The organism is Bifidobacteriaceae bacterium (assembly GCA_031281585.1).
Classification (GTDB): Bacteria; Actinomycetota; Actinomycetes; order Actinomycetales; family WQXJ01; genus JAIRTF01.
Map to the genome: position 1 here is coordinate 23,326 of JAITFE010000059.1, position 25,870 is coordinate 49,195.

A 25,870-nucleotide genomic window follows, 5' to 3' on the forward strand; every position below is an offset into this window, starting at 1 on the left:
TCTACCGAAAGAGCCGGGGCACGGGCTCCGTCCCAGGGGTGATTCGCCGTGATGTCCGCCCATCGGCTACGCCAGTTCCGCGAGAGCCGCCTTGAGGGCCTCGATCAGGCCTTCCGCGTCGGCGGCGGCTTCGGCCGCCTCGGGCTTCGCGAGGGTCGCCAAAGCGCTGGTCAGGATCACCTTCGCGTCCGCCGGGCGGTCCAGACCCTGGGCCAGAGCGCGGGCGGCCAACAGTTCGGCGCCACCGCCGGAAGCCCAGTCGCCCGCGGCGCGGTAGTCGTCAGCCGCGGTCAGGAACTGCGTCACCGCCTCCTCGTCCCGGTCCAGCGAGTGAAGCACCCTGGCCTTGGTGTCCAGCAGGTCTGCGGCCCGCCAGGTCGACTCGTCGGCCAACGCGATGCCGCGGGCAAAGTCCACCTCCTCAAGGGCGGACGCGTCCCCGGCCGAGCCTTTGGCCAGGGCGCGCGCCTCGATCACCGTGATCACCAACGGGTGCAGGTCCTCATCCTCCTCCCAATTGGCCTCGCGCAGCAGCCTCATGGCCGTCTCGAAGTGCTCCAACGCGTCGTCGAACTGGTCGAAAGCCCTGTACAGGTTGCCCTGGCGCCACTTCTGCCGGGCCGCCTCGGCGGGCTGTTCCGCCTCCTCGTAAAGATCGGCCGCCTCCTCCCAGTAACCCAGGGCGGCGCCGTATTCGCCTTCCGCGTCTGACGCGCGGCCCAGCCATTCGAGGGTGTCCGCCAGCACCGGCCCCGGCACCTCGCGCTCCCGTTCGGCCTGGAGCACGTCGCCGAACAATTCGACCGCTTCCCAAGCCTGGCCTTGGCTCATCATGTTTTGGGCGAGCAAGAACTTGGGGCCGGGCGCCGGGTCGCCTTCGGCCTCCAGCAACCGGACGGCGTACCGGAAGCGCTGGGCCGCAGCGTCCAACTGTCCCGCGTCTGACAGCAGGCGCCCGGCCAACTCGGCCGAAGCCGCCCCTGGTCCGTTGAACCCGAGGGCTGCGTTGATCCGGGTGGCCTCGTCTGCGTTCGCGGCGCCCTCCTCGAAACGCCCCGCCGAGCCGCAGCAGTTGGCCCGCCAACGGAGCAGCCCGGCCCGCCGGCCTCTGGGCAGCTCAAGCGCGAGTGACCGATCGATGTAGGAGATTGCCCCGTCCATGTCGACTCCCGGCCTGTCGGCGAGCAGGGACCAGACGGCGACTTGTGTCAGCGATCCGGGCCTGGCCTTTGCCTGCGCATCCGTCAACAACTCCGCTATCTTGTCGGCCTGGGACTCCGGGTCGTCGCCGACCGCCAGCTTCCGGGCCAGTATTACGCTCAGGCGGGCCAGGCGCTCGTCGCTGACCCCAAGTTGACGCGCTCGGTCAAGCGCCGCGGCTAGGACTTCCGCCTGTCCGTCGCTGTACGCGGCGAGGCCCATCTGCTCCTCCACCTCCGCCTCGGCGTCCAATCCCGCCCGTCTCAGCTCCGCCACGAATTCGGCCAACGCCGCCTGCGCCTGATCGGTCAGCTCTTGGTCAACCAGCCCGGCGTGCATCAACGACCGGGCGTTGAGCCTCAGGTCGGCGAGGCTCCCCGACCCGGCCCAAGCGGGAACGGAACTGGGGTCCGGGATGGCGGGCACGGCATCGGGCGATTCTTCGTCCAAAGCCTTGGCCGTCAACTCGAGCATCCGCCGGGCGTATTCCACCGCCTGCGCCGGACGCCCCGAGTGGAGGCAGGAGTCGACGGCCTCCAAGAGCGACACCGCGTCCTCGGGTTCGGGGGCGGGCGGCGGCGGCGTGATGAAGCCGACCTCCTGGATCGGGAGGTCGTAGGGCTCGTCCAAGAGCGCCCTGGTGGTGGCCAGGTGCTCGCTCACAAAGGTGTTGCCGTTGCGGGCGTCGAAGGCGGCCGCGAGCTTGTCGGCGGCCGCGCGCACCTTGGCCGCCAGGTCTGTCGCGGTCCAGCCGAGCTCCGAAGTGGGCTCGCCCTCGAGTTTGAGGGCCTCCGCTATCTCCGGACGGGCGGCGCCCCGGATCACCTGGCCCGCCTCGCCGATCCGCTCAAGCGACTCGAGGGTCAGGCCCACCGCCGTCAACCAGGTAAGCCGCGCCGAATCGTCCAAGGGGTTGTGGGTCAGCCAGGGAAGATGGCGCTCCAAGATGTCAAGGGCGCGGACTTGGTTGCCGGTGATGGCGCAGAAGGTCAGATTGTCCGCCACGATCGCCAGGTTGTCCGGATTGGAGCGGGCCAGCCGGTAGCTGCGGGTGTGGCTGGCTTTCGCGTCGTCGAAGCGGCCTGCCCTGAGTTTGCACACCAGCGAGCGGGCCAGCGCGTATTCGGGTTCCTCCGCGCAGCTATAGCCGTTTTCGACTATCTCGTCGATCAGGCTCAGCGCGAGTTCGTCTTCGCCAATCCTGACCGCAAAAGCCAACAGCCCCGAACGCGAGCAGGCCTCGCAGTCCGAGTGCGAGTCGCGCGGGGTCGCCTCCAGAACCGCCCGCAGCCGTTTAGCCTCATCGATTTGCCCCGTCACCCAAGCGTGGCTGAAGCGCTCCGCGACCACGGCGCTCATGCCAAGGCCCGCCCGGCGGTAACGTTCCTCCATGTCGTCCAGCAGCGCCTCGGTCTGCTCAAGCGGGAACGCGGGGGAGCGGTCAAGGGCGTGCGGCATCCATTTGTATTGCCACATCAGGGTGTTGTCGTCCCAGGGCATGTCCGCCGGGAAGCGATCCGGGTCCGAATCGTACTTCGCCAGGCACCAGGCGAAGCTGGAAAGCATGGCGTCCGTGTCGCCGTTGTAGGAGGCCGCTGATGTCAGGCGGATTCGCGCTTGGTATTCCAGCTCCTCCGCCCCGGCCTCAACCGCCATCGCGACCGCCCGCTGCGTCATGGCGTACTCCTCGGGCCCGGCCGGGGTCTCGTCAATCTGGTCCAGCAGTTCTTTGATCTCGGCTGTGCTCGGATTTGCGGTCACGGGGGCGTCCTTTCGATTCGGGCTTTGAGTTGCTTTTCCGGCGGGGTTTCTAGGCTGTTGGCGCTGATGGCGGTGTTGGTGCCGGCGGCACGTCCGCCACCCCGGCGCTGAGCGCGATCAGGTCGCTCAACGCCGAGTCGAGGAGTTTGCGGTCCTTGGCGCTGAGGGGGCGGTGGCTGGCGAGCTGCGCCTGGGCGTAGAGGAGCTGAACGCAGCGCTCGAAGACGGGCTGGTCGTCCAGCGCCGCCAGGGTCCTGATGAGGGCGTTGCGCCAATTGAGGCAAAGCCGGGATGCGGGGCGGCCGGGGCCGCGCGGCGATCGGGCGGCGATCGCCGAATCCGCGCGGCTGATCACCCCGCGCCAAAGCGGCCCGGCCGCGTCTCCCGAGCGGGCCCGGTCAAGGCGCCGGAACAGTTCCGGGTCGGCCACGAAGAGGGCTGGGACGGAGCCGTCGCCGATCACCCGGGCGACGACCTCGCAATCCCGGCCGGCGAGGGCGGCGGTGGCGCGCTGCTCGAACGCGACGGCGGCGGCGCGATCCGCCAGCGGGGGCGGTTCCAGCGTGTCCAGCTCCGCGAGCACGTCGATCCGCTCGACTTCGGTTCCGTACAACTCCGGGAGCAGCCGGGTCAGTTCGGCGTCCCACAGGTAGCCGCCGTTGACTATCACGCCCCGGTCGCCGGAGATGCCGACCACCTGGCGGAACTCGTCCACCGTTTCGGTGTAGCGCACGCGCGGATGGTCTTTGACGAGTTGGTTGACGGGCCGCCGGCCGATCGAGGTCTCCAAGTGCAGGTGGCCGGTCATGATCTTGGCGAGTTCAGGGTCGTGGGGAACCAACTGCTTGATCGCTCGCTCATGCACGGCGAGGAAACGGCCGAGTTGGTACTGGTCGGCGGTCGCGGCGCGGACCAGCCAATGGCGGATAGCCTCCCCGAACGCCTGGCGTGTGACCTCAAGGGAGAAGTCCTCGACGATCGCCTCCCGGCTCGCCGTGGGGGTCAGCCCGGTCGAGTTGACGCACGCCCGGACGAAGAAGGCCCATTCGGGCAAGATCCCGTCCACATGGGTGGACACCAGCATGCGGCCCAGGTAGAGCTGCGTGGCCTGGCGGGCCCCGGGGGAGGGCGCGAATGGAAGCACAAACGCGAGTCCGCGCGAGCCGGTCTCGGGGCAGGTCAACGGGAACGAGTCAAGCGGATCGGCTCCCAGCAATTCGCGGCCGAACTGGTTCACCTCCGCCGCGGAGGCGTTCTGGTCGGCGAAGACCGCCGGCTGGTTGATGACCTCGCCGCCGCCGGCGGGGCCCACGCGGACGGGCACGGGCAGGTAGCGGCCGAACTGGCTCGCCAGTTCGGCCACGGCGGCGGGGCTGAGCAACTCGGTGCCGTCGAAGCGGGGATGCAGGTGGACCGAGGTGCCGACGGGCACCTCGCCGGGCAGGTCGCGGATGGTGAAAGTGCCGTTGGCGCTGCCCAGCCATTCGACGGCGGGTCCGCCTTTGGCGGATTGGGTGACGACCCGGATCTGGTCCGCCACCATGAAACAAGACAGCAGGCCAATTCCGAATTGGCCCAGGAAGTCCTGGCGCGGGAAATCGAGGATGTCCCGCTTCGATGTCGCCCCCACCGTCGAGAGCAACTCGGCGGCCTCGGCGCGGGTGAGGCCAACGCCCTGGTCGGTCAGGCGGAATTCGCCGGTCTCGGCTGAGAGCGGCGTGATCCGGATTGACCATTCGCCCGCCGCGTCGTTCTGCGGGTCGAATTCGCGGCGGGCGGTGATGGCGTCAACCCCGTTTTGGAGCAGTTCGCGCAGATAAACACGGGGACCGGAGTAGATGTGCCGGCTGAGAAGGTCGACCACTCCGCGAAGGTCGACTTGAAAGGGGGCGGCCTGGGGCTGCGTGTGCTGAGGCTGGGATGACACGGGAAGAGCCTACCGGCAGGCCGGGGGTTACCGCCCCGAAGCCGCCGATGCCGTCGTGGCCGTCCCAGCGCACCCTCTGAACGCTGTCGGTGGGCCGGGGTAGGTTGGTTCTCATGCGCCCGGTGAGAGAGTTGACGCGAACGGTGGCGCCGTTCGCGGTCGTGTCGGACTTCACGCCGTCTGGCGACCAGCCGGAGGCGATCGCGGAACTCGCGGAGCGGATCAACGCGGGGGAGAAGGACGTGGTGCTGCTGGGCGCCACCGGCACCGGCAAGACGGCGACCACGGCCTGGCTGATCGAGCAACTCCAGCGCCCCACGCTGGTGATAGAGCCGAACAAGACTCTGGCGGCCCAGTTGGCGACGGAGTTCAGGGAACTGCTGCCGAACAACGCGGTGGAATACTTCGTCTCCTACTACGACTACTACCAGCCGGAGGCCTACATCCCGCAGACCGACACGTACATCGAGAAGGACTCCTCGATCAACGACGAGGTCGAACGGTTGCGCCACTCCGCCACCTCGTCGCTGCTCACCAGGCGGGACACGGTGGTGGTGGCCTCGGTCAGCTGCATCTACGGCCTGGGGACCCCTCAAGAGTATGTGGACCGCATGGTCCAGTTGGAAGTGGGGCAGCAGATCGAGCGGGACGACCTGCTCAGGCAGTTCATCGCCATGCAGTACGCCCGCAACGACATGGCCTTCACGCGCGGAACCTTCAGGGTGCGGGGGGACACGGTCGAGATCATCCCGATGTATGAGGAGTTGGCACTGCGAGTCGAGTTCTTCGGGGATGAGATCGAGGGCCTGGCGACCCTGCACCCGCTGACCGGGGAGGTGATCCAGACGGAGGCGAACGTCAACATCTTCCCGGCCTCGCACTATGTGGCCGGGCCGGAACGGATGGAAAAGGCCATCCGGGGGATCGAAGCCGAATTGGAGACGCGCCTGGAGGAACTGGACCGCCAAAACAAGCAGCTGGAGTCCCAGCGGCTCCGCATGCGCACCACTTACGACCTGGAGATGATGCGGCAGATCGGCACGTGCGCCGGAATTGAGAACTACTCGCGCCACATTGACGGCCGGGGCGTCGGCACCCCGCCGAACACGCTCCTGGACTATTTCCCCGAGGACTTCCTGCTGGTGATCGACGAGTCGCATGTGACGGTCCCGCAAATCGGGGCGATGTACGAGGGCGACATGTCGCGCAAACGCACCTTGGTGGAACACGGTTTCCGGCTCCCGTCCGCGCTGGACAACCGGCCGCTGCGCTGGGAGGAGTTCCTGGAGCGGATCGGCCAGACGGTGTACCTCTCAGCCACCCCCGGCCCGTATGAGCTGTCCCTCTCGGACGGCGTGGTGGAGCAGATCATCCGCCCCACCGGCCTGGTGGACCCGTCGGTGGAGGTCCGCCCCACCAAGGGCCAGATCGACGACCTGCTCCACGAGGTCCGCCTGCGCGCGGAGCGCGACGAGCGCGTGCTGGTCACCACCTTGACCAAGAAGATGGCGGAAGACCTGACCGGCTATCTAGCCGGCCACGACGTGCGGGTGCGTTACCTGCATTCGGACATCGACACGCTCAAGCGGGTCGAGTTGCTGCGCGACCTGCGCCTGGGCCAGTTCGACGTGCTGGTCGGCATCAACCTGTTGCGGGAGGGCCTGGACCTGCCAGAAGTCTCCCTGGTGGCGATCCTCGACGCGGACAAGCAGGGCTTCCTGCGTTCGGGCACCTCCCTGATCCAAACGATCGGCCGCGCCGCCCGCAACGTCTCCGGGGCGGTGGTGATGTACGCGGACGAGGTCACCGCCGCCATGGCGGACGCCATCGGCGAGACGGACCGCCGCCGCGCCAAACAGGTCGCCTACAACACCGAACGCGGGTTGGACCCGCAACCGTTGCGCAAGCGGATCGCGGACATCACAGACGCGCTGATCAGGGAAGACCAGGACACGGAACGCCTTTTGTCCAGTGCGGACCGGTCCCCTTCCGGTTACAAGGGCCTGACCGGTTCGGCGGAGCGGCGGGGCGGGCCGAAGGAGCCAGCGTTGGTGGGCCAAATCCTAGACGAGATCTCATCCCTCACGGAGTTGATGCGCGCCGCCGCAGGCGACCTGCGTTTCGAGGTGGCGGCCCGCTACCGCGACCAGATCGCGGAACTGAAACGCGAGCTGCGCGAGGTGCGGGAGGCCATCCACTGAGCCGCCAGGGCCGCTGTCAGGCGACATCCTTGGAGTTGAGCAGGATCTCGGTCAGGTACTTGAACTGAGCGGCTTGCGAGTTGTAGTCGAACGCCGCGTCTTGCCAGGTGTAAACCTGGCCGGCCGCCAGCGCGGGGTGGGCCGCGAACGTCGGCTGCTCGCGGAAGTCCGCCTCCTGGTAGCCCTCGGTGAAAACCAGGAGCACATCGCCGGTCATGGTCTGGGCCGCGTTCTCCCAGGAGTACACGTCCCAGTAGAAGTCGCCGTCGGGGTTCAGGTCCGTGAAGGTCAGGCCGAGGCTGGTGTACAACTCGGTGCTCGGCTCGTCTTGCGGCTTGACCAGGTAAATGCCGTCTGGACTGCCGTAGATCATGGTGAGTTCGAGGTCGGACTCCTGGGCGGCCGCCGTCAGCGTGTCGGCGGCGGCGTAATAGGCGGCTCTTGCCTGGTCGATCGCGCCCGGGTCCGCGCCAAGGGCGCGGGCCAGTTCGTTGAGGTCCTCAACCACCTGCGCTCCGGCGCCGCCAATCCTGACGACCGCGATCGGGGCGATCTTCTCAAGCTGAAGCTGTTGCTCCATGTCCGCCACGGCGTAGTAGGGCTCTTCCAAACTCAGGGTGCCCTCGCGGTCGGTCGGGTAGATGCCTGTCACGATCAGTTCGGGTTCCGCGCCTGCCAGGGCCTCAAGGTCGATTTCCCCGTAGGTGTTGCCGACAATCGCCACTTCGGCGAGGTCGTAGTCGGCGAAGCGTTGGTCGGTGGCCACGTCCTCACGCCCAAAGATCGCGACGGGCGTGATCCCGTAGCTGAGGAGTCCAATCGCGTAATCGGCGAACGCGGCGATCCGCGTGGGCTGGCTCTCCAGCTTTATGGCGAGGCCGGCACCGTCGGTGTAGGTCCAACCCGTCGATTGGGCGGTCGGGGACTGCTGCGCGGCGGGCTCATCCGAGTTGGAGCATCCGGTCAGGGCGGTGGCGGCCGCCAACGCGGCCAAGCACAGCGCGGTGCAACGCACCGCCAGGGGAGAAGTCATGACTGTTAGCTTAGCCTAACCTAACGGTGGGTCTGCCTCTTGTCGGTCAGGGCGCGGGCACCACCAGCGGCGAGCCGGTCGCTGGATCCGGAATGACCTGGGCGTCCAAGCCGAACGCCAGCTTGAGGGTGGCCGGGGTCAGCACCTCCCAAGGCGGCCCGTCCGCCACCACCCGGCCGTCGCCCAAGGCGATGAGGCGGTCGGAAAAGCGCCCGGCCAGCGAGAGATCGTGCAGCACCATCAACACGGTGGTGCCCCGCTCCCGGTTGACTCGGCGCACCAGGCGGAGCACGTCGAGTTGGTGGGCCAGGTCCAGGAAGGTGGTCGGCTCGTCCAGCAGCGCGACCGGGGTCTGCTGCGCCAGAATCAGCGCTATCCAAGCGCGCTGGATCTGACCGCCGGACAGCGTCGCCACGTCCCGTTCGGCCAGGTCCGCCAGGCCGGTGGCGGCTAGCGCGCTGTCCACCGCCGCCGTGTCGGCGGCGGCCCACGCACGGAACCAGGCCTGGTGCGGATGGCGCCCTCGTGAAACCAGCTCCCGCACCGTGGTGGCCGGGGGAGTCAAGGGCTTCTGGGGCAGGACGGCCAGACGCCGCGCGAGCTGACGGGTCGGCATCGAGCTCAAGGGCCGACCCTCCACGGCGACATGCCCGGCCGCGGCCGGCAGCAGGCGGCCAAAAGCGCGCAACAGGGTCGACTTGCCGGAACCGTTGGCGCCGACCAGCGTGGTCACCTGGCCGGGTTGGATGGCCAGAGACAGCGCGGTGAACACTGGTTCGCCGCCGTAGCCCAGAGTGACGCCGTGAGCCTCAAGCGTGGGATTGGCCGGTCTATTCATAGCTCCCCCTCCCGCCCGGACGGCGGATCAGCAACCAAATCAGGTACGGCGCCCCCACCACCGCGGTGATGATGCCGACGGGCGTCTCACCGGGCAAGACGCCTCGCGACACGGCGTCGGCGCCGGCCACCAACACCGCCCCGGCCAGCGCGGAGGCAACCAGCGGAGGCCGTGCCGCCCCGGCCAGGCGGAGCGCGATTTGAGGCGCCACGAAGGCCGCGAACTCGACGGGCCCGCTCGCGGAGACGGCGGCGGCCGTCAGAACCACGGCGCATCCGATCACGATCAGCCGATGCCGTTGCAGCGGCACGCCCAGCCCGGCCGCCAATTCATCGCCCAGTTGGCCCACGGCCAGGTTCCGGGCCTGTGTGGCGGCCACGGGCGCCATCACGGCAAGGGCCGCCAACACGGGCCAAACGCTGGCCCAAGAGATCCCCGAGAGGTTGCCCACCATCCATTGCGCGGCGGCGGAGGCGTCGGTGATCCGGGCTGTGGCGATCAAGTAGCTGGTGACCCCGCCCAGCGCGGCAGTGGCTCCAATCCCGATCAAGATCAGGCGATAGCTCTCCACCCCGCCCCGCCAGGCCAAGCCGTAGACGACGGCGGCAGTGGCCAAAGCCCCGACTGCGGCGGCGGCCGGCATTCCCAAGGTCAGCAAAATGGGGCCCACGCCGTAGGTGCCGCCGCCCAGGCAGATCGCGGCCACGGCGCCGGCCGCCGCGCCCGAGGTCACGCCGAGGATGTCGGGAGTGGCCAGGGGATTGCGGGCGAACGTTTGCGTCAAGGCTCCGGCCAGACCCAGGCAGGCGCCCACGGCCAGGCCGCCCACCACGCGCGGGAGCCGGAATTCGAGCATCACCAGTTCCTGAGCCGGCGCTCCGGCCCCCAGCAGAACCCGTGCGATTTCAGCGGTCGTCAATTGCGACGACCCGGCCCTGATTCCGGCCAAGCCGACGGCCACGCACGCGCACGCGGCGAGAACGGTGACCAAGTGGCGGCGGCGCGCCCGGCGCTCCGGCGGACAGGTCATAGCGCGGCCATCCGCACCCGCCGGACTATGGCGACGAACGCGATGCCCCCGAGCACCGCCAGCACCGTTCCCACGGGGACCTCGCCGTTGCCGCCGCCGAGGCGGCCCACCACGTCGCACAGCATCAAAACACCGGCCCCGACCGCGGCCGAAGTGGGGATCAGCCACCGGTGGTCCCCGCCAACGGCCGCTCTGGCGATATGCGGAGCGGTCAAGCCGACAAACCCAATGGGTCCGGTGATCGCCACCGCGCTGGCCGTCAGCAGTGTGACTGCCGCCAGGCCGGTCATCCGCGCCCGAACCAGATTCTCGCCCAGGCCGCGCGCGACGTCCGTCCCCAGGGCGAGGCTGTTCAGCGCTCTGGCGTTGGCCGCGGCGAACACGCCACCGGCGGCAGCCGCGACCACCGCCACCCAGATTCCGGAGAGCGTCCGGCCCGACAGGGAGCCGATCACCCAGACGCGGTAGGCCGCCAAGGTGGCCTCGTCGCCCAGCACTATGAAGGAGGTGACGGCGGCCAACAGGGTGGAGACCGCCGTGCCCGCGATCGCCAAGGGGACGGGGCTGGACAGGCCACGGCCGAGCGCCGCGACCCCAAAGACCACAATCGTCGCGGCCACCGCCCCGATCAGGGCAAACCAAAGAGTGGCGAGTGTGGATGTCGTGCCCGCCACCCGAACCCCAATTACAACCGCGAGGGAGGCTCCGGCGGAAACGCCGAAGATGCCCGGATCCGCCAGCGGGTTCCGCGTCTGGCCTTGCATGACCGCGCCGGCGGCGCCCAGGCACATACCCACGACCAGCCCCAGGACGGTGCGCGGCACCCGCGACCCCCAAACCACCGCGTCCACGTCGGCGGCCGGATTGGCCAACCGCCGCACCACGGCGGCGGGGTCGATCGCCTTGCTGCCAAGGAGCAGACTGGCGGCCACCGCCGCGACCACTCCAAGCGCGATCAGGGTAAGCGCGCTCGACCGGCGCCCGTGAACGCGCCCTGATTGCGGGCGGGGGAGCGAAAGGGGCACTCCCTTAGGTTAGCCTCACCTAAAGCCCTAATGGGCCGGGTGGGCGCGATCCGGCCGGGCGCGGAGCCGCCCGCGCGGTTTCAGGAGGCCTCGGGGATCTCCTGGGTCAGCGCCTCCGCCTCGGCGGCGTCTTCGGGGAGACGCCGCTCAAGCAAGACGGCATCGTGCCTGACGCCGTTGACCTGGGCGAAGCGCTCGCGCCGGCCGACTGTGCGGAAGCCGGAGTCTTTGAGCAGGTGAAGGGCTGCCGTGTTCTGCGGCGCCACGTAAACCTGCAGCGTCCAAAAGCCCGCCTCGTCGGCTGCGGCGATCAGATTGGCCAGCAGATGGCGGCCGAATCCCTGGCCCCGGTAGGCGGGCTCCACGAAGACGGCCACCCCGGCCACTCCGGCGAAGGCGGGACGGTTCGAGACCGGCTCGAGGGCCGCCCAACCGGTCACCCGGCCCTCGCGGTTAGCCGCCACCAAGCGATGGTTCGGCAGGTAGCGCTCTTCCCACTGCTCCGGCGTTGGCAGTTGGTCGTCCAGCGCCGCCGGTCCCAGTGATCCCGCCATAATGGCCGAGACGTCTTCCCAGTCGCGCGGGAGCAGCGGTCGAATATGCATGTCAGCCTTCCGTGAACGGCCCCAGGGTGGGGCTCCAGGGACGAATCGCGGCTTGGTCGACCAAGCCCGCGCGAACGATCGGATCGGCGGCGACCAGGGCTTCGGCGTCCTGGAGCCCGTCAACCCGGATTATCAAAAGGCCCTCGAGGGCGTCTGCGAACGGGCCTGAGGCGAGCAACGTCCCCTCGTCGAGCCTTTCCGCAAGATAGGCCCGGTGGGCCGGCTTGGCGGCCGCGACCGCCTCTTGGTTGTCGGCGTAACGATAGTGGACGGCAAAGATCGCCATCGGTCCCCTCCTCAGCTGTGTCCAGCAATTATGCCACCGCCCCCGCCCGCCCCGGCGGGAACGGCGCATCCAATGCCTCCGGGCGCCCGTTGCGGCCTTGAGCGGACATCCGCGCCGGGGCCGTCAGCGTGTCGGACCCAACCCCTACAATCGTCCGAGTGAGTGAACGGCTGGTGGTGCATGGAGCGCGAGAGCACAACCTCAAAGACGTGACCGTCGACTTGCCGCGCGACCGCCTGATCGTGTTCACCGGCCTGAGCGGATCCGGCAAGTCGTCCCTGGCGTTTGACACCATCTTCGCCGAAGGCCAGCGCCGCTACGTCGAATCCCTGTCAAGCTACGCGCGCCAATTCCTGGGCCAGATGGACAAGCCGGACGTCGACTTCATAGACGGCCTCAGCCCCGCGGTTTCGATCGACCAGAAGGCCACCAACCGCAACCCCCGCTCCACCGTGGGCACCATCACCGAGGTGTACGACTACCTGCGGCTGTTGTTCGCCCGCGCCGGGGTCCAGCATTGCCCCGAGTGCGGGGCGGTCATCACATCGCAGACCCCCGCGCAGATCGTGGACCAGTTGCTGGCGCTCCCGGAGGGGACAAGGCTGCAGTTGTTGGCCCCAAGGGTGCGCGGCCGCAAGGGCGAGTACACCGAGGTCTTCGAGGACCTGCGGGCCAAGGGCTTCGCCCGCGCCCGGGTGGACGGGGAGGTCGTGTCGCTCGCCACCCCGCCCACCTTGGACAAGAAGGTCAAACACAACATTGAGGTGGTCGTGGACCGCCTGGTGGTCAGGCCGGAGCAGCGCCGCCGGTTCACCGACTCGGTGGAAACGGCGCTCCGCGAGGCCGACGGCGTGCTGGTGGCGGACCTGGTCGACAAGGACCCCGACGACCCGGAACGGGTCCTGCGCTTCAGCGAGAAGCGGGCCTGCCCCAACGAGCATCAATTGACCCTGGAGGAGATCGAGCCGCGCACCTTCTCCTTCAACGCCCCCTACGGCGCCTGCCCCGAGTGCACCGGGATCGGCACCCGCCTGGAGGTGGATCCGGAACTGGTGGTGCCGGATCCCGAACTATCGCTGAACGACGGCGCCATCGCGCCGTGGCGTGGCGCGGCCTGGGAGTACCAGCAGCACGTCCTGGCCTCGCTGGCCGGAGACGTCGGGTTCCGCATGAACGCGCCCTGGCGGTCGCTGCCCGAACGGGCCCGCCAGGCCATCTTGTACGGCGAGGACTTCAAGGTCCACGTCAAGTACCGCAACCGCTGGGGTCGGCAACGGCAGTATTCGACGGGCTATGAGGGCGTCATCCCGCAAATCGAGCGCCGCCACGCCGAGACCGAGTCGGACTGGTCGCGTGAACGCTGGCAATCCTTCATGCGGGAGGTCCCCTGCCCGGTCTGCCAGGGGAGCCGCCTGAAGCCCGAGGTGCTCGCGGTGACCGTGGGCGAACTGTCCATAGCGGAGGTCTGCGCGCTCGGCATCGGCGAATGTCGGAGCTTCCTGAACGGGCTGGAGCTGACCGGCAAACAGCGGGCGATCGCCGCCCAGGTGCTCAAAGAGATCGACGCCCGGCTCGGGTTCTTGCTGGACGTGGGCCTCAACTACCTGTCGCTGGACCGGCCGGCCGCCACCCTGTCCGGCGGCGAGGCCCAGCGGATCCGGTTGGCCACCCAGATCGGGTCGGGGTTGGTGGGCGTCCTCTACGTGCTGGACGAACCCTCGATCGGCCTGCACCAACGCGACAACCACCGCTTGATCTCCACGCTGACGCGGCTGCGGGACCTGGGCAACACCCTGATCGTGGTGGAACACGACGAGGACACCATCCGCGCGGCCGACTGGATTGTGGACATCGGGCCGGGCGCGGGGGAGCACGGCGGCCAGATCGTCCATTCGGGCGACATCTTCGGACTGGAGGCCAACTCGGCGTCCCTGACCGGACAGTACCTGGCCCGCGCGCGCCAGATCCCGGTGCCGCCCAAGCGGCGGCGCACGTCGAAGCAGCGGCGTGTGACCGTTCAGGGGGCGGTTGAGCACAATCTGCGCGACATCGACGTGTCGTTCCCGGCTGGCGTGTTCACCGCTGTCACCGGCGTGTCCGGCTCCGGCAAGTCCACGTTGGTCAACGCCATCCTCTACAACGTCCTGGCGAACGAGTTGAACGGCGCCCGCCACGTGCCCGGACGCCACCGGCGCGTCACGGGGCTCGAGTTGCTGGACAAGGTGGTGCACGTGGACCAGGGGCCGATCGGGCGGACGCCCAGGTCAAACCCGGCCACGTACACCGGCGTGTGGGACCACATCCGGCGGCTTTTCGCGGAGACGCCGGAGGCGAAGCTGCGCGGCTACGGCCCCGGGCGGTTCTCCTTCAACGTCAAAGGCGGCCGCTGCGAGGCCTGCAAAGGCGACGGCACTTTGAAGATCGAGATGAACTTCCTGCCAGACGTGTACGTGCCGTGCGAGGTCTGCCACGGCGCCCGTTACAACCCGGACACCCTCGAAGTCCACTACAAGGGCAAGACGGTGGCGGACGTGCTGGCCATGCCGATCGAGGAGGCGGCCGAGTTCTTCCACCCGATCGGCGCCATCGCCCGGCATCTTGACACCTTGGTGAACGTGGGGCTTGGGTACGTCCGCCTGGGCCAAAGCGCGCCGACTCTCTCCGGGGGCGAGGCGCAACGCGTCAAACTGGCCTCCGAACTGCAGCGCCGCTCCACGGGCAAGACCGCCTACGTGCTGGACGAGCCAACCACGGGCCTGCACTTCGACGACATCCGCAAACTGCTGGGCGTGCTGCAAGGGCTGGTCGACAAGGGCAACACCGTCATTGTGATAGAGCACAACCTTGACGTCATCAAGTCAGCGGACTGGGTGATCGACTTGGGTCCGGAGGGCGGGGCCGGCGGCGGGCTGGTCGTGGCCGAGGGCACGCCCGAGGCGGTGGCGGCCAACCCGGCCAGCTTCACGGGCCAGTTTCTGCGGCCGCTGCTGGGCCTTGGGGTCTCCGCCCCTGAGGCCGTACCCGAATCAAAGCCGGCTTTGGTCTAACCTTCGGTGGGGCGGCCGCGCGTCACCGGATGGTGATGCTGTGCTCCTTGAGGAACTCGACCGGGTCGGTGGCCTGGCCGTCTATCAGGACCTCGAAGTGCAGGTGCGGACCGGTCGACTGGCCGGAGTTCCCCGTCAGCGCGATCTGCTCGCCGCGTACCACCTCGTCCCCCTCCTTGACCAGGATGCCGCCAAGACCGTCCATGTGGAGGTAGCGGGTGGAGATCCCCTCGCCGTGGTTGATCTCGATGGTCCAGTTGCCGCCCGAATCCTGGTAGACGCGTTCCACCACCCCGTCGTGGGCGGCGTAGATCGGCTTGCCGCGAGCACCAGCCATGTCCACGCCAGCGTGGAGTTTGAGCACCCCGTAGATCGGGTGGATCCGCATGCCGTATCCGGAGGAGACCGGGCCGGCCCCGGGCTGGGTCCAGCCGTCCGCGCTGACCATATACGGGGAATCCCCGCCGCGGAGCTGATAGCCCTGCTCCTCCGAGGACCAAGCGACGGCGCCGTCCGCGCGCAGCAACTGGAGCTCGCCCTGGTCCGTCAAGACCAGCCTGACGCCCGGTGCGGAGGCGTCGGCCACCCAGATGGTCTCTTCGCCGGCGAGCACGACAAGCGTGCCGTCCCGCCGTAGAAGCAGATTGACGCCGTCGGCTCGTTCGGAGTCAAGCGACCAGAGCTTCTGGTTCCGGTTGTTCAGAAGCGCGATTCCGCCGTCCGCCTCGACGGTGACGTAGTGGTTGTTGGACGGGCTGGTCAACCGGTCGCCCGCGGCCAACTTGTCGCCAGGCACCAATTCGGTCGGGTAGCGGCGAGTGCTGGCGACCAGCTGAGCCAGCACCTCTGGCTTCTCGCCCGGCCGCTGAATGAACAGCGTGTAGCTGTAGGAGGTGTCCGGTTGCAGGCCCTTGTCAACGACAGAACCCGGGTCCCGCCCCAAAGGCACGTCCACGCCTTCAGCCGGTGTCTGCGGCGGGGCGTCGCCCACGCCACGGCGCAAAGTCAACTGGGCCTCCGGCTCGGCGGCGAGTTCGCTGACATCCCACCGGAGGATCAGTCCGACATTGGACTCGCTAATGGCCTGAATCTCCGGCCCCGTTTCGCCGATCATGGCCGCCTCGGCCACCTGCGCGGTCATGGAACGCGACATCAGTTCGGCCATGTTGCGCCGGGAGACCACTTCGATAGTGCTGGCCAGCGGACGCAGCGCGTCCTCTTGGACGAGCGGGGCCGCGCTGCTCGGCGCTTGTCCCAAGCCGATGAACGCGCTGCCGGCCAGCAGTCCGGCGCATGCGACCGCTGCCGCGCGTTCGGTGTGACCACGCAGGTAAACGCGCACGCGGTCGGTCAGCTCCGCAAGGCGCACCCAGGCGCGGCGTCCAACCCAAGCGGACGGGAGCGGCGACGCGCCAATGCGGCCGGCCCACGCCAGTCCCGCCTGTCCCAATTCGCCGGCGCGCTCGGCGAATCCGCGGGCGATCCGCCGCCAGTCTGGCTCGAGGCGCTCGGGCCGGGGCTGTTCCGCGACCCATTGAGGTTCCGCCTGGACGCCCGGCTCGCCAGCCCAGGCGTCGGCGTCCCAACCAGCCCATGGCGCCGCCGGCGCGGCCGCGGACTGCAGCTTGGCGATCTCCGCAAGCAAGTCGAATGACTCCAGATCCGGTTGAGGGGCCGCAATCGGCTCAATCTCCTCAATCACCTCAAGCGGTTCGACCGGCAAGATCGGCTCAATCGGCTCCCCGAGAACTGGCTGCGGCGCGACAAAGTGGACTGACGCGTCCGTGGCCGAATGGTCCGCCCCCGGGGCCGCCGACTGGTTGTCCAGCCTGAGCTGCCGCCGGGTCAGCGGATGCGACTCGTCCGGTTCGTCAAGCATTCAGCCAAGACCTCGCCTAATTTGGTTCGCAGGGAGTTAGCCTGGCGGGGCGCGCCAAGCCGCGATCAGTAAACATGCTAGTACCGGCCCCGCTTGGAAGGGAAACCCTGGCTGCGACCATCACCGGTTCTTCACGCGGCCGTGCGCGTGGAGGGTTTACGGTTGAGGGCTATGGCCGATCCGTCCAGCTACCGCCCAAGGCCGGGCGCCATCCCGACCGATCCCGGGGTTTACCGGTTCCGGGACCAGCATGGGCGGGTCGTCTACGTCGGCAAGGCCAAGAATCTGCGGGCGCGGTTGGGCAACTATTTTCAGCCGCTGGAGTCGTTGCACCCGCGGACCCGGCAGATGGTGACCACGGCCGCCTCGGTCGACTGGACGGTTGTCGGCACTGAAGTCGAGGCGCTGGCGCTGGAGTATTCATGGATCAAACAGTTCGAGCCGCGCTTCAACGTGAAGTACCGCGACGACAAGTCATACCCCTATCTGGCGGTGACGGTCGGCGAGGAGTATCCGCGCGCACAGGTGATGCGGGGCGCCAAGCGCAAGGGCGTCAAGTACTACGGCCCGTTCGGCCACGCCTGGGCCATCCGCGAGACCCTCGACTTGCTGCTCCGCGTTTTTCCACTGCGGACCTGCTCGAACACCGTGTTTCGGCGTTACCAGGCGCAGGGCCGCGCTTGTCTGCTGGGGTACATCGACAAGTGCTCGGCGCCCTGCGTGGGCCGGGTGGACCAAACGGAGCACCGGCGGATCGTGGAGGACTTCATCGCCTTCATGGACGGAGACACGGGGCGGTTTCTGAGCGGGATCGAACAGGCCATGCGGGAGGCGGCGGCGGCCGAGGAGTTTGAGCGCGCCGCCCGGTTGCGGGATGACGCCGCCGCGCTTTCCCGTGTGATCGAACGCAACGTGGTGGTCCTTTCCGACCAAACGGAGGCGGACCTGTTCGCGATCGCCCAGGACGAGTTGGAAGCGGCCATCCAGGTGTTCTTCATCCGCCGGGGCCGCATCACGGGGCAACGCGGTTGGATCGTGGAGAAGGTGGAGGATCTGTCCGAACCCGAACTGACGGCCTCGCTGTTGCAAACCGTCTACAGCGGCGAAGACGAGCCTCCCCGGCAGGTGCTGGTGCCCGTACTGCCGCAAGGTCTGGCCGAACTGACGGACTACCTGCAAGTCCGCCGCGGCGGCCCGGTGACCTTCAAGGTCCCGCAGCGCGGCGCGAAGCGCCGCCTGGCCGAAACTCTGCAGAAGAACGCGGACCAAGCCCTGGCGCTGCACAAACTCAAGCGCGGCAGCGACCTGACCAGCCGGTCGCAGGCCCTGAAGGAACTGCAAGAGGCGCTGGACTTGGACGACGCGCCGCTCCGGATCGAGTGCTACGACATCTCCCACACCGGGGGGGCCGCCCAAGTCGGGTCCATGGTGGTCTTCGAGGACGGTCTGGCCCGCAAGTCGGAATACCGCCACTTCAACGTGCGCGGGCCGGACGGGTTGGGCGCGCCGGATGACACCGCCGCCATGGCCGAGGTGCTGACCAGGCGCTTCGCCCGCCAGGAGAAGGACGGCCAAGACGACCAAGCGGGCAAAGGCGACATCACCGGAGACCCGCCGGACGGCATCGGGCAACTCAGGAACCGGCGTTTCGCGTACCCGCCGAACCTGCTGGTGGTGGACGGTGGGGCGCCGCAAGTGGGGGCGGCTGCGAAAGTCATCGCGGAACTGGGCGTCAAAGACGTCGAGCTGGTCGGGTTGGCGAAGCGGTTGGAAGAGGTCTGGCGGCCTGGCGACCCGTTCCCGGTCATCTTGCCGCGCGGCTCAGACGGGCTGTTCCTGCTGCAGCGCGTGCGGGACGAGGCGCACCGGTTCGCCATCTCGGCCCAACGTAAACGGCGGTCGAAGGCCATGACCCGGTCCGCGCTCGACGCGGTGCCCGGACTGGGGCCGGCCAAGCAGAAGGCCCTGCTCAAGCACTTCGGGTCGGTCAAACGCATCCGGGCGGCCAGCCAGGGGGAGCTTGCGGAGGTCAAGTCGATCGGCCCCAAGCTGGCGGAAAGGGTCAAAGAGGTGCTTGCAAAGGATGAGAAACTGGATCGGTGAGCGAGCCCACGGACACGCCGACCTTTCCAGCGGGGATCCCGATCCGGGACGCTCTGGGCGCCAAAGAGGACCGTAGCGAGATCCTGATCATCACCGGGATGTCCGGCGCGGGGCGCACCCAGGCGGCCGGCGTGCTGGAAGACCTGGGCTGGTATGTGGTGGACAACCTGCCGCCCAAGATGATCGAGCCGCTGGCCGGAATGATGACGCCGGCGGGCGCCGGGGTCAGAAAGCTCGCGGTGGTGGTGGACGTGCGCTCGGGCGAGTTCTTCCGCACCCTGATGGGCGCGTTGGAGTCGCTGCGGGCGGTCGGGATCGACCACCGGATCGTGTTCCTAGACGCCTCCGATTCGGAGCTGATCCGCCGTTACGAGGCGGTTCGCCGGCCCCATCCGCTCCAAGGGGGCGGAACGGTGCTGACGGGGATCGCCCGCGAGCGCTCTCTGCTGACCGACTTGCGGGAGCAGGCGGACGATTACGTGGACACCTCCTCCTTCTCGGTTCACGAACTGAGCGCCCACATGGCGCACATCGCGGACCCGGACCAGAAGGAAGAGGTGACCGTGTCCGTGATGTCGTTCGGCTTCAAGTACGGCGCGCCGGCGGACGCCAGCGCGATTGTCGACGTGCGGTTCCTGGCGAACCCGTACTGGGTGGACGAGTTGCGGCACCTGACCGGCGCGGACCCGGCGGTCCGCGATTACGTGATGGCGTCCGGGACGGCCAACCAGTTCCTCGGCCACTACGTGGACGCGTTGATGGTGGCCCTGGACGGGTTCGTGCGCCAGCGCAAGCGGCACCTGACGGTGGCCGTGGGCTGCACGGGAGGCAAGCACCGATCGGTGGCGATGACGGAGGCGCTGGTCGCCATGCTGCGCGAACGCGGCGTGCGGGCGCGCGCCAGCCACCGGGACGTGGGCCGCGAATGAGCCGGGTGACCCGGCCGCCGCGCGTGGTGGCGCTGGGCGGGGGCCATGGCTTGGCGGCGTCGCTGAGGGCGTTGCGCCATGTGACCGCCGAATTGACGGCGGTGGTGACGGTGGCGGACTCCGGCGGGTCCTCCGGCCGGCTGCGGGACGAGTTCGGTTGCCTGCCGCCCGGCGACCTGAGGATGGCGTTGGCGGCCCTGTCCGGGCACGACGAATGGGGCGTCACCTGGCGCGAGGTGCTCCAGCACCGACTGGGCGGCGAGGGCAACCTGGCCGGGCACGCGTTGGGCAACCTCCTGATTGTGGGCCTGTGGGAAATGTGGCCGGGGGACCCCGCGACAGGCCTGGACTTTGTGGGGAAACTGGTCGGGGCGGAAGGACGGGTTCTGCCCATGGCGAGCGTGCCCCTTGACGTTGAGGCGGACATCACCCGCCTGGTGGACGGCGCGGAGTGGCACACGTCCGTGCGGGGCCAGGCGAAGGTGGCCAAGGCGTTGGGCCGGGTCGACGCGGTCCGGCTGACGCCGGCTGACGCCGCCGCCTGCCCGGAAGCGGTCCAGGCGGTCGAGGCGGCGGACTGGGTGGTGCTGGGCCCAGGCTCCTGGTACACCTCGGTCATCCCCCACCTGCTGATACCGGAGTTGGCGGCCGCCGTGCTGAACGAGCGGACCAGGCGCTGCGTCACCCTGAACCTGGAGAGCCAGGCGGGCGAGACGTCCGGCTACAGTCCGGCCGACCACCTGAAGGCGCTAGGCTCGTATGCGCCGGGGGCGCGTTTCGACGTGGTGATCGTTGACGAATCGTCGGCCGGAGACCTTGCCGAACTTCGGGACTGGGTGTCCGGCCAAGGCGGACGCCTCCTCATCCGGCCGGTCCGCAAGTCCGGCCGGGTCGGGGAGCACGACTCGTTGCGATTGGCAGCCGCTTACCGCGAAGTCTTCTTGGACAACTAGGAGAGGGAATCAAGGGGCACATGGCGCTGACTGCCACCGTTAAAGAGGAACTCGGCCGCCTCAAGGTCGAGACCGCCTGCTGCCGCAAGGCCGAGGTGGCCGTCACACTGCGTTTCGCGGGCGGCCTGCACATCATTGCGGGCAGGATCGTGGTGGAGGCCGAACTGGACACAGCGTTGGCCGCGAGGCGCCTGCGCCAGGCCGTGGCGGACTTGTACGGCAATCGTTCGGAGATCGTGTTGGTGTCCGGCGGCGCGCTCAAGCGGCACAACCGTTTCCACGTTCGTTTCGCCGACGATGGCGAGGGGCTGGCCCGGCAGACCGGCTTGCTTGACACCCGTGGCCGGCCGGTGCTCGGCCTGCCGCCGTCGATTGTGGGAGCCAGCCTGTGCGATGTGGAGGCGGCCTGGCGCGGGGCGTTCATAGCCCACGGGTCGCTGACGGAGCCTGGACGCTCTGGCGCCCTGGAGATCACCGCCCCCGGCCCGGAGGCGGCGCTGGCGCTGGTCGGGGCGGCGCGGCGGCTGGGCGTGGCGGCCAAGGCCCGCGACGTGCGCGGGGTGGACCGCGTGGTGGTGCGGGATGGCGACGCGATCAGGACCATCTTGACCCGGATGGGCGCGCATGAGACGGTCATGGCCTGGGAGGAGCGCCGGGTCAGGCGGGAGGTCATGGGCAACGCCCACCGGCTCGCCAATTTCGACGACGCCAATCTGCGCCGTTCTGTGCGCGCGGCGGTGGCCGCGGCCGCCAGGGTGGAGCGGGCGTTCGAAATCCTGGGGCCGGAGGTCCCGGAGCACCTCCGGCAAGCCGCGGAGCTGCGACTGGCCAACAAGGAGGTCTCGCTGGAAGACCTGGGCCAGTTGGCGGACCCGCCGCTGACCAAAGACGCGGTGGCGGGACGCATCCGTCGGCTCCTCGCCATGGCGGACAAACGCGCCATCGAGCTTGGCATACCGCTCACCGAAGCCGCCCTTCCGCCCGATCTATATGACATGTGACCTGATGATTCGCATGGGCCTCGCAGCAGGTGAACTTTGGGTCGAAAGTGCTGACCCCCTATGGGCCATAATGCTAGGGTCAGTTCTTGGCGCTGGCGGAAACTCCGTCGGCCAAGCGGCGGCAACCCCGCCGTATCAGACAAGGGCACGGCTCACCGCCTGCCGCAATCGCAAACCCGCGCCGGGAACCCGGCGCCACCCAAGGGGGCATTGAATAATGACAATTCGCGTTGGCATCAACGGTTTTGGCCGCATCGGCCGCAACTTCTACCGCGCCATCCTCGCCAGTGGTGCTGACATCCAGATTGTCGGCGTCAACGATCTCACCAGCCCGGCGGCTTTGGCCAACCTGGTCAAGTTCGACTCGGTGCTGGGCCGGCTGGACGAGGAGGTGTCATCCACTGACGACTCCATCACGGTCGGCTCGAGCACCTTCCGGGTGACCGCTGAGCGGGATCCCTCGAAGCTGCCGTGGGCCGAACTGGGCGCGGACATCGTGATCGAGTCGACGGGCTTCTTCACGGACGCCCTCAAGGCGAAGGCCCACATCGACGCTGGCGCCAAGAAGGTCATCATCTCGGCTCCGGCTAAGAACGAGGACGGCACCTTTGTGATCGGCGTCAACCAGCAGAACTACGACCCGGCCATCCACCACATCATCTCCAACGCGTCCTGCACCACGAACTGCCTGGCCCCGCTGGCCAAGGTGCTGAACGATTCGATCGGGATTGTGCGCGGCCTGATGACCACGATCCACGCGTACACGGGCGACCAGAACTTGCAGGACGGGCCGCACCGCGACCCGCGCCGCGCCCGCGCCGCGGCGGTCAACATTGTGCCGACCTCGACCGGCGCCGCCAAGGCGGTCGCCCTGGTCCTGCCGGAGCTGAAGGGCAAGCTGGACGGCTTCGCTTTGCGGGTGCCGGTCATCACCGGCTCGGCGACCGATCTGACGTTCACGGCGCCGAAGGCCGTCTCGGCGGAGGATGTCAACGCGGCGGTCAAGGCGGCATCGGAAACGGCGGCGCTGAAGGGCATCCTGAAGTACTCGACCGACCCGCTGGTGTCCACCGACATCGTCACCGACCCGGCGTCCTCGATCTTCGACTCCGGCCTGACCAAGGTGATCGAAGACCAGGTCAAGGTCGTGGCGTGGTATGACAACGAGTGGGGCTATTCCAACCGGCTCGTCGACCTGACCGTCTACGTGGGCGAGCGTCTCTAGGCAGAGGCCGGACCGCCTAAGCGCAAGGCGTCCGCTCGGACCCCAAAACTCCGGGCGGGCGCCTCGCCGTCTAGAGCACTAGGAGCTGATGAAAATGGCATTGAAGACGATTGACTCATTGGGCGATTTGGCTGGACGGCGGGTGCTGGTCCGGGCGGACCTGAACGTGCCGCTGGACGGCCAGCGGATCACGGACGACGGCCGGGTGCGCGCCTCGCTGCCGACCATCGAGCGCCTCGCGGGCGCCGGGGCCAAGGTGATTGTGATGGCGCACCTGGGACGGCCGAAGGGCGAGCCGGAGGCGAAGTACTCGCTGCAACCTGTGGCGGTGCGGCTGGCGGAGCTTCTGGGCAAGCCGGTCAAGTTCGCGGGGGACACGGTTGGGCCGCTGGCCGGCGCCGCCGTCGCGGAGGCTTCGGACGGCGACGTGGTGCTGTTGGAGAACGTCCGGTTCAACAAGGGGGAGACGTCGAAGGACGATGCCGAGCGGCGCGCTTTCGCCGAGCAGCTGGCCGCGCTCGGGGACGCCTTTGTGTCCGACGGGTTCGGCGTGGTGCACCGCAAGCAGGCGTCCGTCTACGACATCGCCCAAATCCTGCCAGCCGCGGCCGGTGGGCTGGTGCTGGCGGAAGTCGAGGCGCTGTCCAAGGCCACGGACAACCCGGCCCGCCCCTACGTGGTGGTGCTGGGCGGATCCAAGGTGTCCGACAAGCTGGGCGTGATCGGGAACCTGCTGTCCAAGGCCGACGCCCTGCTGATTGGCGGCGGCATGGTGTTCACGTTCCTGGCGGCCAAAGGCTACCCGGTGGGGGAGTCGCTGCTGGAAGAGGAGCAAATCGACACCGTCAAGGGCTACCTCGACCGGGCTTCGGCCGAAGGGGTGGACATTGTGTTGCCCACCGACATCGTGGTGGCGGACAAGTTCGACCGGGACGCGGCGCACTATGACGTGCCAGCCTCTGAGATCCCGGAGGGTTGGATGGGCCTGGACATTGGGCCGGATTCGCGCAAGGCGTTCGCCGCCCGGATCCGGGACGCCGCGACGATCGTCTGGAACGGCCCCATGGGAGTCTTCGAGTTCCCGGTGTTCGCGGACGGCACCAGGGACGTGGCGCAGGCCATGATCGACTCGGAGGGCTTCTCGGTGGTGGGCGGCGGCGACTCGGCCGCGGCTGTGCGCATCCTGGGACTGCCCGAATCCGGGTTCGGCCATATTTCGACCGGCGGCGGCGCGTCGCTGGAACTGTTGGAGGGCAAAGTGCTGCCCGGTATTGCCGTATTGGAGGCCTGAACCATGTCCCGCATCCCCTTGATGGCCGGCAACTGGAAGATGAACTTGGATCATCTCGAGGCCGCCGCGACCGTGCAGCGCCTCCACTGGGCGCTTCAAGACGCGAACTTCGACTACGACAAGGTTGAGGTGGCGGTTCTGCCGCCGTTCACCGACCTGAGGTCGGTCCAGACTGTCACCGACGCGGACAACATGTCTATCCGCTATGGCGCGCAGGACGTGTCAGTCCACACGGATGGCGCCTACACCGGCGAGATCTCGGCGCGCATGCTGGCGAAGCTGGGCTGCTCGTTCGTGGTGGTGGGCCACTCGGAGCGCCGGCAGTACCACGGCGAGACCGACCAAGAGGTCGGCGAGAAGGCGCTGGCCGCCTTGGGCGGCGGCATGGTGCCCATCATCTGCGTGGGCGAGGCGCTGGGAATCCGCAAGGCCGGGGAGCACGTCTCCTACACCTTGATGCAAATCGACGGGGTCTTCTCCGAGTTGGGACCCGAGTTGGCCACGGGTGCGGTGGTCGCCTACGAGCCGATCTGGGCGATCGGCACCGGGGAGGTCGCCACACCGGCGGACGCCCAAGAGGTGTGCGGCGCCATCCGCGAACGCCTGTCGGAGTTGTACGGGCGGGAGGCGGCCGAGGCGATCCGGGTTCTGTACGGCGGTTCCGTCAAGTCATCCAACGTCGCCGCCATCATGGCGCAGCCGGACATTGACGGCGGCTTGGTGGGCGGCGCCTCGCTGGACGCCGAGGAATTCGCCCGCATCTGCCGGTTCGGCGAGCACATAGCGTAGGATAAGCGGCCGTGACTGTAGTGACCATCGTTTGCCAGGTCATCCTGGTGTTGACGAGCGCCTTCCTGATCCTGTTGATTCTGATGCACAAGGGCAAGGGCGGGGGGCTGTCCGACATGTTCGGCGGCGGCTTCTCCTCCAACCTCGGCTCGTCCGGCGTGGCCGAGAAGAATCTGAATATGTTTACGGTCGTTGTGGGAATTGTTTGGATCACAATGGTGTTAGCTCTGGCGTTGATCCATAAGTTCACGTAGCCGCTGGGGCGCGGGTGACCGCGCCCGCGGCTGACGTAATCTTGCAAGTCTGAGAGGCGGAGCTATATGGCAGGCGGAAGTGCCATTCGGGGGTCGCGCGTGGGCGCCGGACCCATGGGTGAAGAAGAGCGGGGCGAGATCGCGCCCCGCGTGACGGTGTCCTATTGGTGCGCCAACGGGCACGAGACTCGGCCGAGCTTCGTGGACGACCCGGGCACCACGGTGCCAGCGGAATGGGATTGCCCTCGCTGCGGCCTGCCGGCCGGAGTTGACGCGCTCAACCCGCCGGCGCCCCCGCGCAACGAGCCCTACAAGACGCACCTGGCGTACGTCAAAGAACGCCGTTCGGAGGCGGACGGCGCCCAGTTGCTGGAAGAGGCCCTGGCCTCGCTCCGCGCGCGGCGCGGCGAGGCGGAGGCGGCGGCCGCGTGACCCTGCGCCGCTGACTCAACGCCCTGAGGCCGCTGGGGGGCGAGCAGACGGCATCGGCGGG

General features: G+C 68.4%; 20 protein-coding genes. 11 read left to right on the forward strand and 9 right to left on the reverse strand.

Annotated elements, in window-relative coordinates:
- Positions 1-66 precede the first annotated feature (66 nt).
- Positions 67-2,961 carry a hypothetical protein gene (locus LBC97_06630; GenBank protein MDR2565724.1) on the reverse strand — a complete coding sequence of 965 codons (2,895 nt, stop codon included), beginning with the start codon at positions 2,959-2,961 and terminating at the stop codon, positions 67-69.
- Between the two features lie 49 nt (positions 2,962-3,010).
- A complete protein-coding gene (locus LBC97_06635) occupies positions 3,011-4,888 on the reverse strand; it encodes an HSP90 family protein (GenBank protein ID MDR2565725.1) in 1,878 nt (625 codons plus the stop codon).
- 113 nt (positions 4,889-5,001) lie between these two features.
- Here LBC97_06635 and uvrB point away from each other — a divergent pair, with 113 nt between their 5' ends.
- Positions 5,002-7,089 (forward strand): excinuclease ABC subunit UvrB, encoded by a 2,088-nt coding sequence (gene uvrB, locus LBC97_06640; protein MDR2565726.1) that lies wholly within the window; start codon positions 5,002-5,004, stop codon positions 7,087-7,089.
- A 16-nt stretch (positions 7,090-7,105) separates the two neighbouring features.
- On the opposite strand, the gene LBC97_06645 is transcribed toward uvrB, so the two are convergent.
- From LBC97_06645 to LBC97_06670, 6 genes are all read right to left on the reverse strand, one after another.
- The gene (locus LBC97_06645; GenBank protein ID MDR2565727.1) at positions 7,106-8,122 is read right to left on the reverse strand and encodes an ABC transporter substrate-binding protein; all 1,017 of its coding nucleotides are present in this window, start codon (positions 8,120-8,122) and stop codon (positions 7,106-7,108) included.
- Between the two features lie 46 nt (positions 8,123-8,168).
- Positions 8,169-8,960 (reverse strand): ABC transporter ATP-binding protein, encoded by a 792-nt coding sequence (locus LBC97_06650; protein ID MDR2565728.1) that lies wholly within the window; start codon positions 8,958-8,960, stop codon positions 8,169-8,171.
- The gene (locus tag LBC97_06655; protein MDR2565729.1) at positions 8,953-9,990 is read right to left on the reverse strand and encodes an iron chelate uptake ABC transporter family permease subunit; all 1,038 of its coding nucleotides are present in this window, start codon (positions 9,988-9,990) and stop codon (positions 8,953-8,955) included. The genes LBC97_06650 and LBC97_06655 overlap by 8 nt, the downstream gene beginning before the upstream one ends.
- The gene (locus tag LBC97_06660; GenBank protein ID MDR2565730.1) at positions 9,987-11,015 is read right to left on the reverse strand and encodes an iron ABC transporter permease; all 1,029 of its coding nucleotides are present in this window, start codon (positions 11,013-11,015) and stop codon (positions 9,987-9,989) included. Before LBC97_06660 ends, LBC97_06655 begins: the two co-directional genes overlap by 4 nt.
- Positions 11,016-11,095: 80 nt before the next feature.
- Positions 11,096-11,620 carry a GNAT family N-acetyltransferase gene (locus tag LBC97_06665; protein ID MDR2565731.1) on the reverse strand — a complete coding sequence of 175 codons (525 nt, stop codon included), beginning with the start codon at positions 11,618-11,620 and terminating at the stop codon, positions 11,096-11,098.
- A gap of 1 nt (position 11,621) precedes the next feature.
- Complete coding sequence (locus LBC97_06670) at positions 11,622-11,906, reverse strand: YciI family protein (protein ID MDR2565732.1); 285 nt, start codon at positions 11,904-11,906, stop codon at positions 11,622-11,624.
- A gap of 128 nt (positions 11,907-12,034) precedes the next feature.
- Between LBC97_06670 and uvrA the strand changes: the two genes are divergently transcribed.
- On the forward strand, positions 12,035-14,953 hold the full coding sequence (gene uvrA / locus LBC97_06675) for an excinuclease ABC subunit UvrA (protein ID MDR2565733.1): 2,919 nt from the start codon (positions 12,035-12,037) through the stop codon (positions 14,951-14,953).
- 22 nt (positions 14,954-14,975) lie between these two features.
- Here uvrA and LBC97_06680 read toward each other — a convergent pair whose 3' ends face one another.
- Entirely contained in the window at positions 14,976-16,832 is a 1,857-nt protein-coding gene (locus LBC97_06680; protein ID MDR2565734.1) for a M23 family metallopeptidase, read from the reverse strand.
- Positions 16,833-17,003: 171 nt separating this feature from the next.
- Here LBC97_06680 and uvrC point away from each other — a divergent pair, with 171 nt between their 5' ends.
- From uvrC to LBC97_06725, 9 genes are all read left to right on the forward strand, one after another.
- Positions 17,004-18,935, forward strand: coding sequence for an excinuclease ABC subunit UvrC (gene uvrC / locus LBC97_06685; protein MDR2565735.1), 1,932 nt, complete (start codon positions 17,004-17,006; stop codon positions 18,933-18,935).
- Entirely contained in the window at positions 18,932-19,864 is a 933-nt protein-coding gene (rapZ, locus tag LBC97_06690) for an RNase adapter RapZ (GenBank protein ID MDR2565736.1), read from the forward strand. The genes uvrC and rapZ overlap by 4 nt, the downstream gene beginning before the upstream one ends.
- A gap of 5 nt (positions 19,865-19,869) precedes the next feature.
- The gene (yvcK, locus tag LBC97_06695; GenBank protein MDR2565737.1) at positions 19,870-20,817 is read left to right on the forward strand and encodes a uridine diphosphate-N-acetylglucosamine-binding protein YvcK; all 948 of its coding nucleotides are present in this window, start codon (positions 19,870-19,872) and stop codon (positions 20,815-20,817) included.
- 20 nt (positions 20,818-20,837) lie between these two features.
- Positions 20,838-21,818: a DNA-binding protein WhiA gene (whiA, locus tag LBC97_06700; GenBank protein ID MDR2565738.1), complete on the forward strand. Its 981-nt coding sequence runs from the start codon at positions 20,838-20,840 to the stop codon at positions 21,816-21,818.
- A 217-nt stretch (positions 21,819-22,035) separates the two neighbouring features.
- Entirely contained in the window at positions 22,036-23,043 is a 1,008-nt protein-coding gene (gene gap, locus LBC97_06705) for a type I glyceraldehyde-3-phosphate dehydrogenase (GenBank protein ID MDR2565739.1), read from the forward strand.
- 94 nt (positions 23,044-23,137) lie between these two features.
- Positions 23,138-24,334 carry a phosphoglycerate kinase gene (locus LBC97_06710; protein MDR2565740.1) on the forward strand — a complete coding sequence of 399 codons (1,197 nt, stop codon included), beginning with the start codon at positions 23,138-23,140 and terminating at the stop codon, positions 24,332-24,334.
- 3 nt (positions 24,335-24,337) lie between these two features.
- A complete protein-coding gene (gene tpiA / locus LBC97_06715; protein ID MDR2565741.1) occupies positions 24,338-25,123 on the forward strand; it encodes a triose-phosphate isomerase in 786 nt (261 codons plus the stop codon).
- An 11-nt stretch (positions 25,124-25,134) separates the two neighbouring features.
- Positions 25,135-25,377, forward strand: coding sequence for a preprotein translocase subunit SecG (secG, locus tag LBC97_06720; protein ID MDR2565742.1), 243 nt, complete (start codon positions 25,135-25,137; stop codon positions 25,375-25,377).
- 66 nt (positions 25,378-25,443) lie between these two features.
- Positions 25,444-25,809 carry an RNA polymerase-binding protein RbpA gene (locus LBC97_06725; GenBank protein ID MDR2565743.1) on the forward strand — a complete coding sequence of 122 codons (366 nt, stop codon included), beginning with the start codon at positions 25,444-25,446 and terminating at the stop codon, positions 25,807-25,809.
- Positions 25,810-25,870 lie beyond the last annotated feature (61 nt).

Coding starts and splice junctions, on each gene's coding strand:
- uvrB (MDR2565726.1), top strand. CDS start 5,002: ATGCGCCCGGTGAGAGAGTTGACGCGAACGGTGGCGCCGTTCGCGGTC.
- LBC97_06645 (MDR2565727.1), bottom strand. CDS start 8,122: ATGACTTCTCCCCTGGCGGTGCGTTGCACCGCGCTGTGCTTGGCCGCG.
- LBC97_06650 (MDR2565728.1), bottom strand. CDS start 8,960: ATGAATAGACCGGCCAATCCCACGCTTGAGGCTCACGGCGTCACTCTG.
- LBC97_06655 (MDR2565729.1), bottom strand. CDS start 9,990: ATGACCTGTCCGCCGGAGCGCCGGGCGCGCCGCCGCCACTTGGTCACC.
- LBC97_06665 (MDR2565731.1), bottom strand. CDS start 11,620: ATGCATATTCGACCGCTGCTCCCGCGCGACTGGGAAGACGTCTCGGCC.
- LBC97_06670 (MDR2565732.1), bottom strand. CDS start 11,906: ATGGCGATCTTTGCCGTCCACTATCGTTACGCCGACAACCAAGAGGCG.
- LBC97_06680 (MDR2565734.1), bottom strand. CDS start 16,832: ATGCTTGACGAACCGGACGAGTCGCATCCGCTGACCCGGCGGCAGCTC.
- uvrC (MDR2565735.1), top strand. CDS start 17,004: ATGGCCGATCCGTCCAGCTACCGCCCAAGGCCGGGCGCCATCCCGACC.
- whiA (MDR2565738.1), top strand. CDS start 20,838: ATGGCGCTGACTGCCACCGTTAAAGAGGAACTCGGCCGCCTCAAGGTC.
- gap (MDR2565739.1), top strand. CDS start 22,036: ATGACAATTCGCGTTGGCATCAACGGTTTTGGCCGCATCGGCCGCAAC.
- LBC97_06710 (MDR2565740.1), top strand. CDS start 23,138: ATGGCATTGAAGACGATTGACTCATTGGGCGATTTGGCTGGACGGCGG.
- tpiA (MDR2565741.1), top strand. CDS start 24,338: ATGTCCCGCATCCCCTTGATGGCCGGCAACTGGAAGATGAACTTGGAT.
- LBC97_06725 (MDR2565743.1), top strand. CDS start 25,444: ATGGCAGGCGGAAGTGCCATTCGGGGGTCGCGCGTGGGCGCCGGACCC.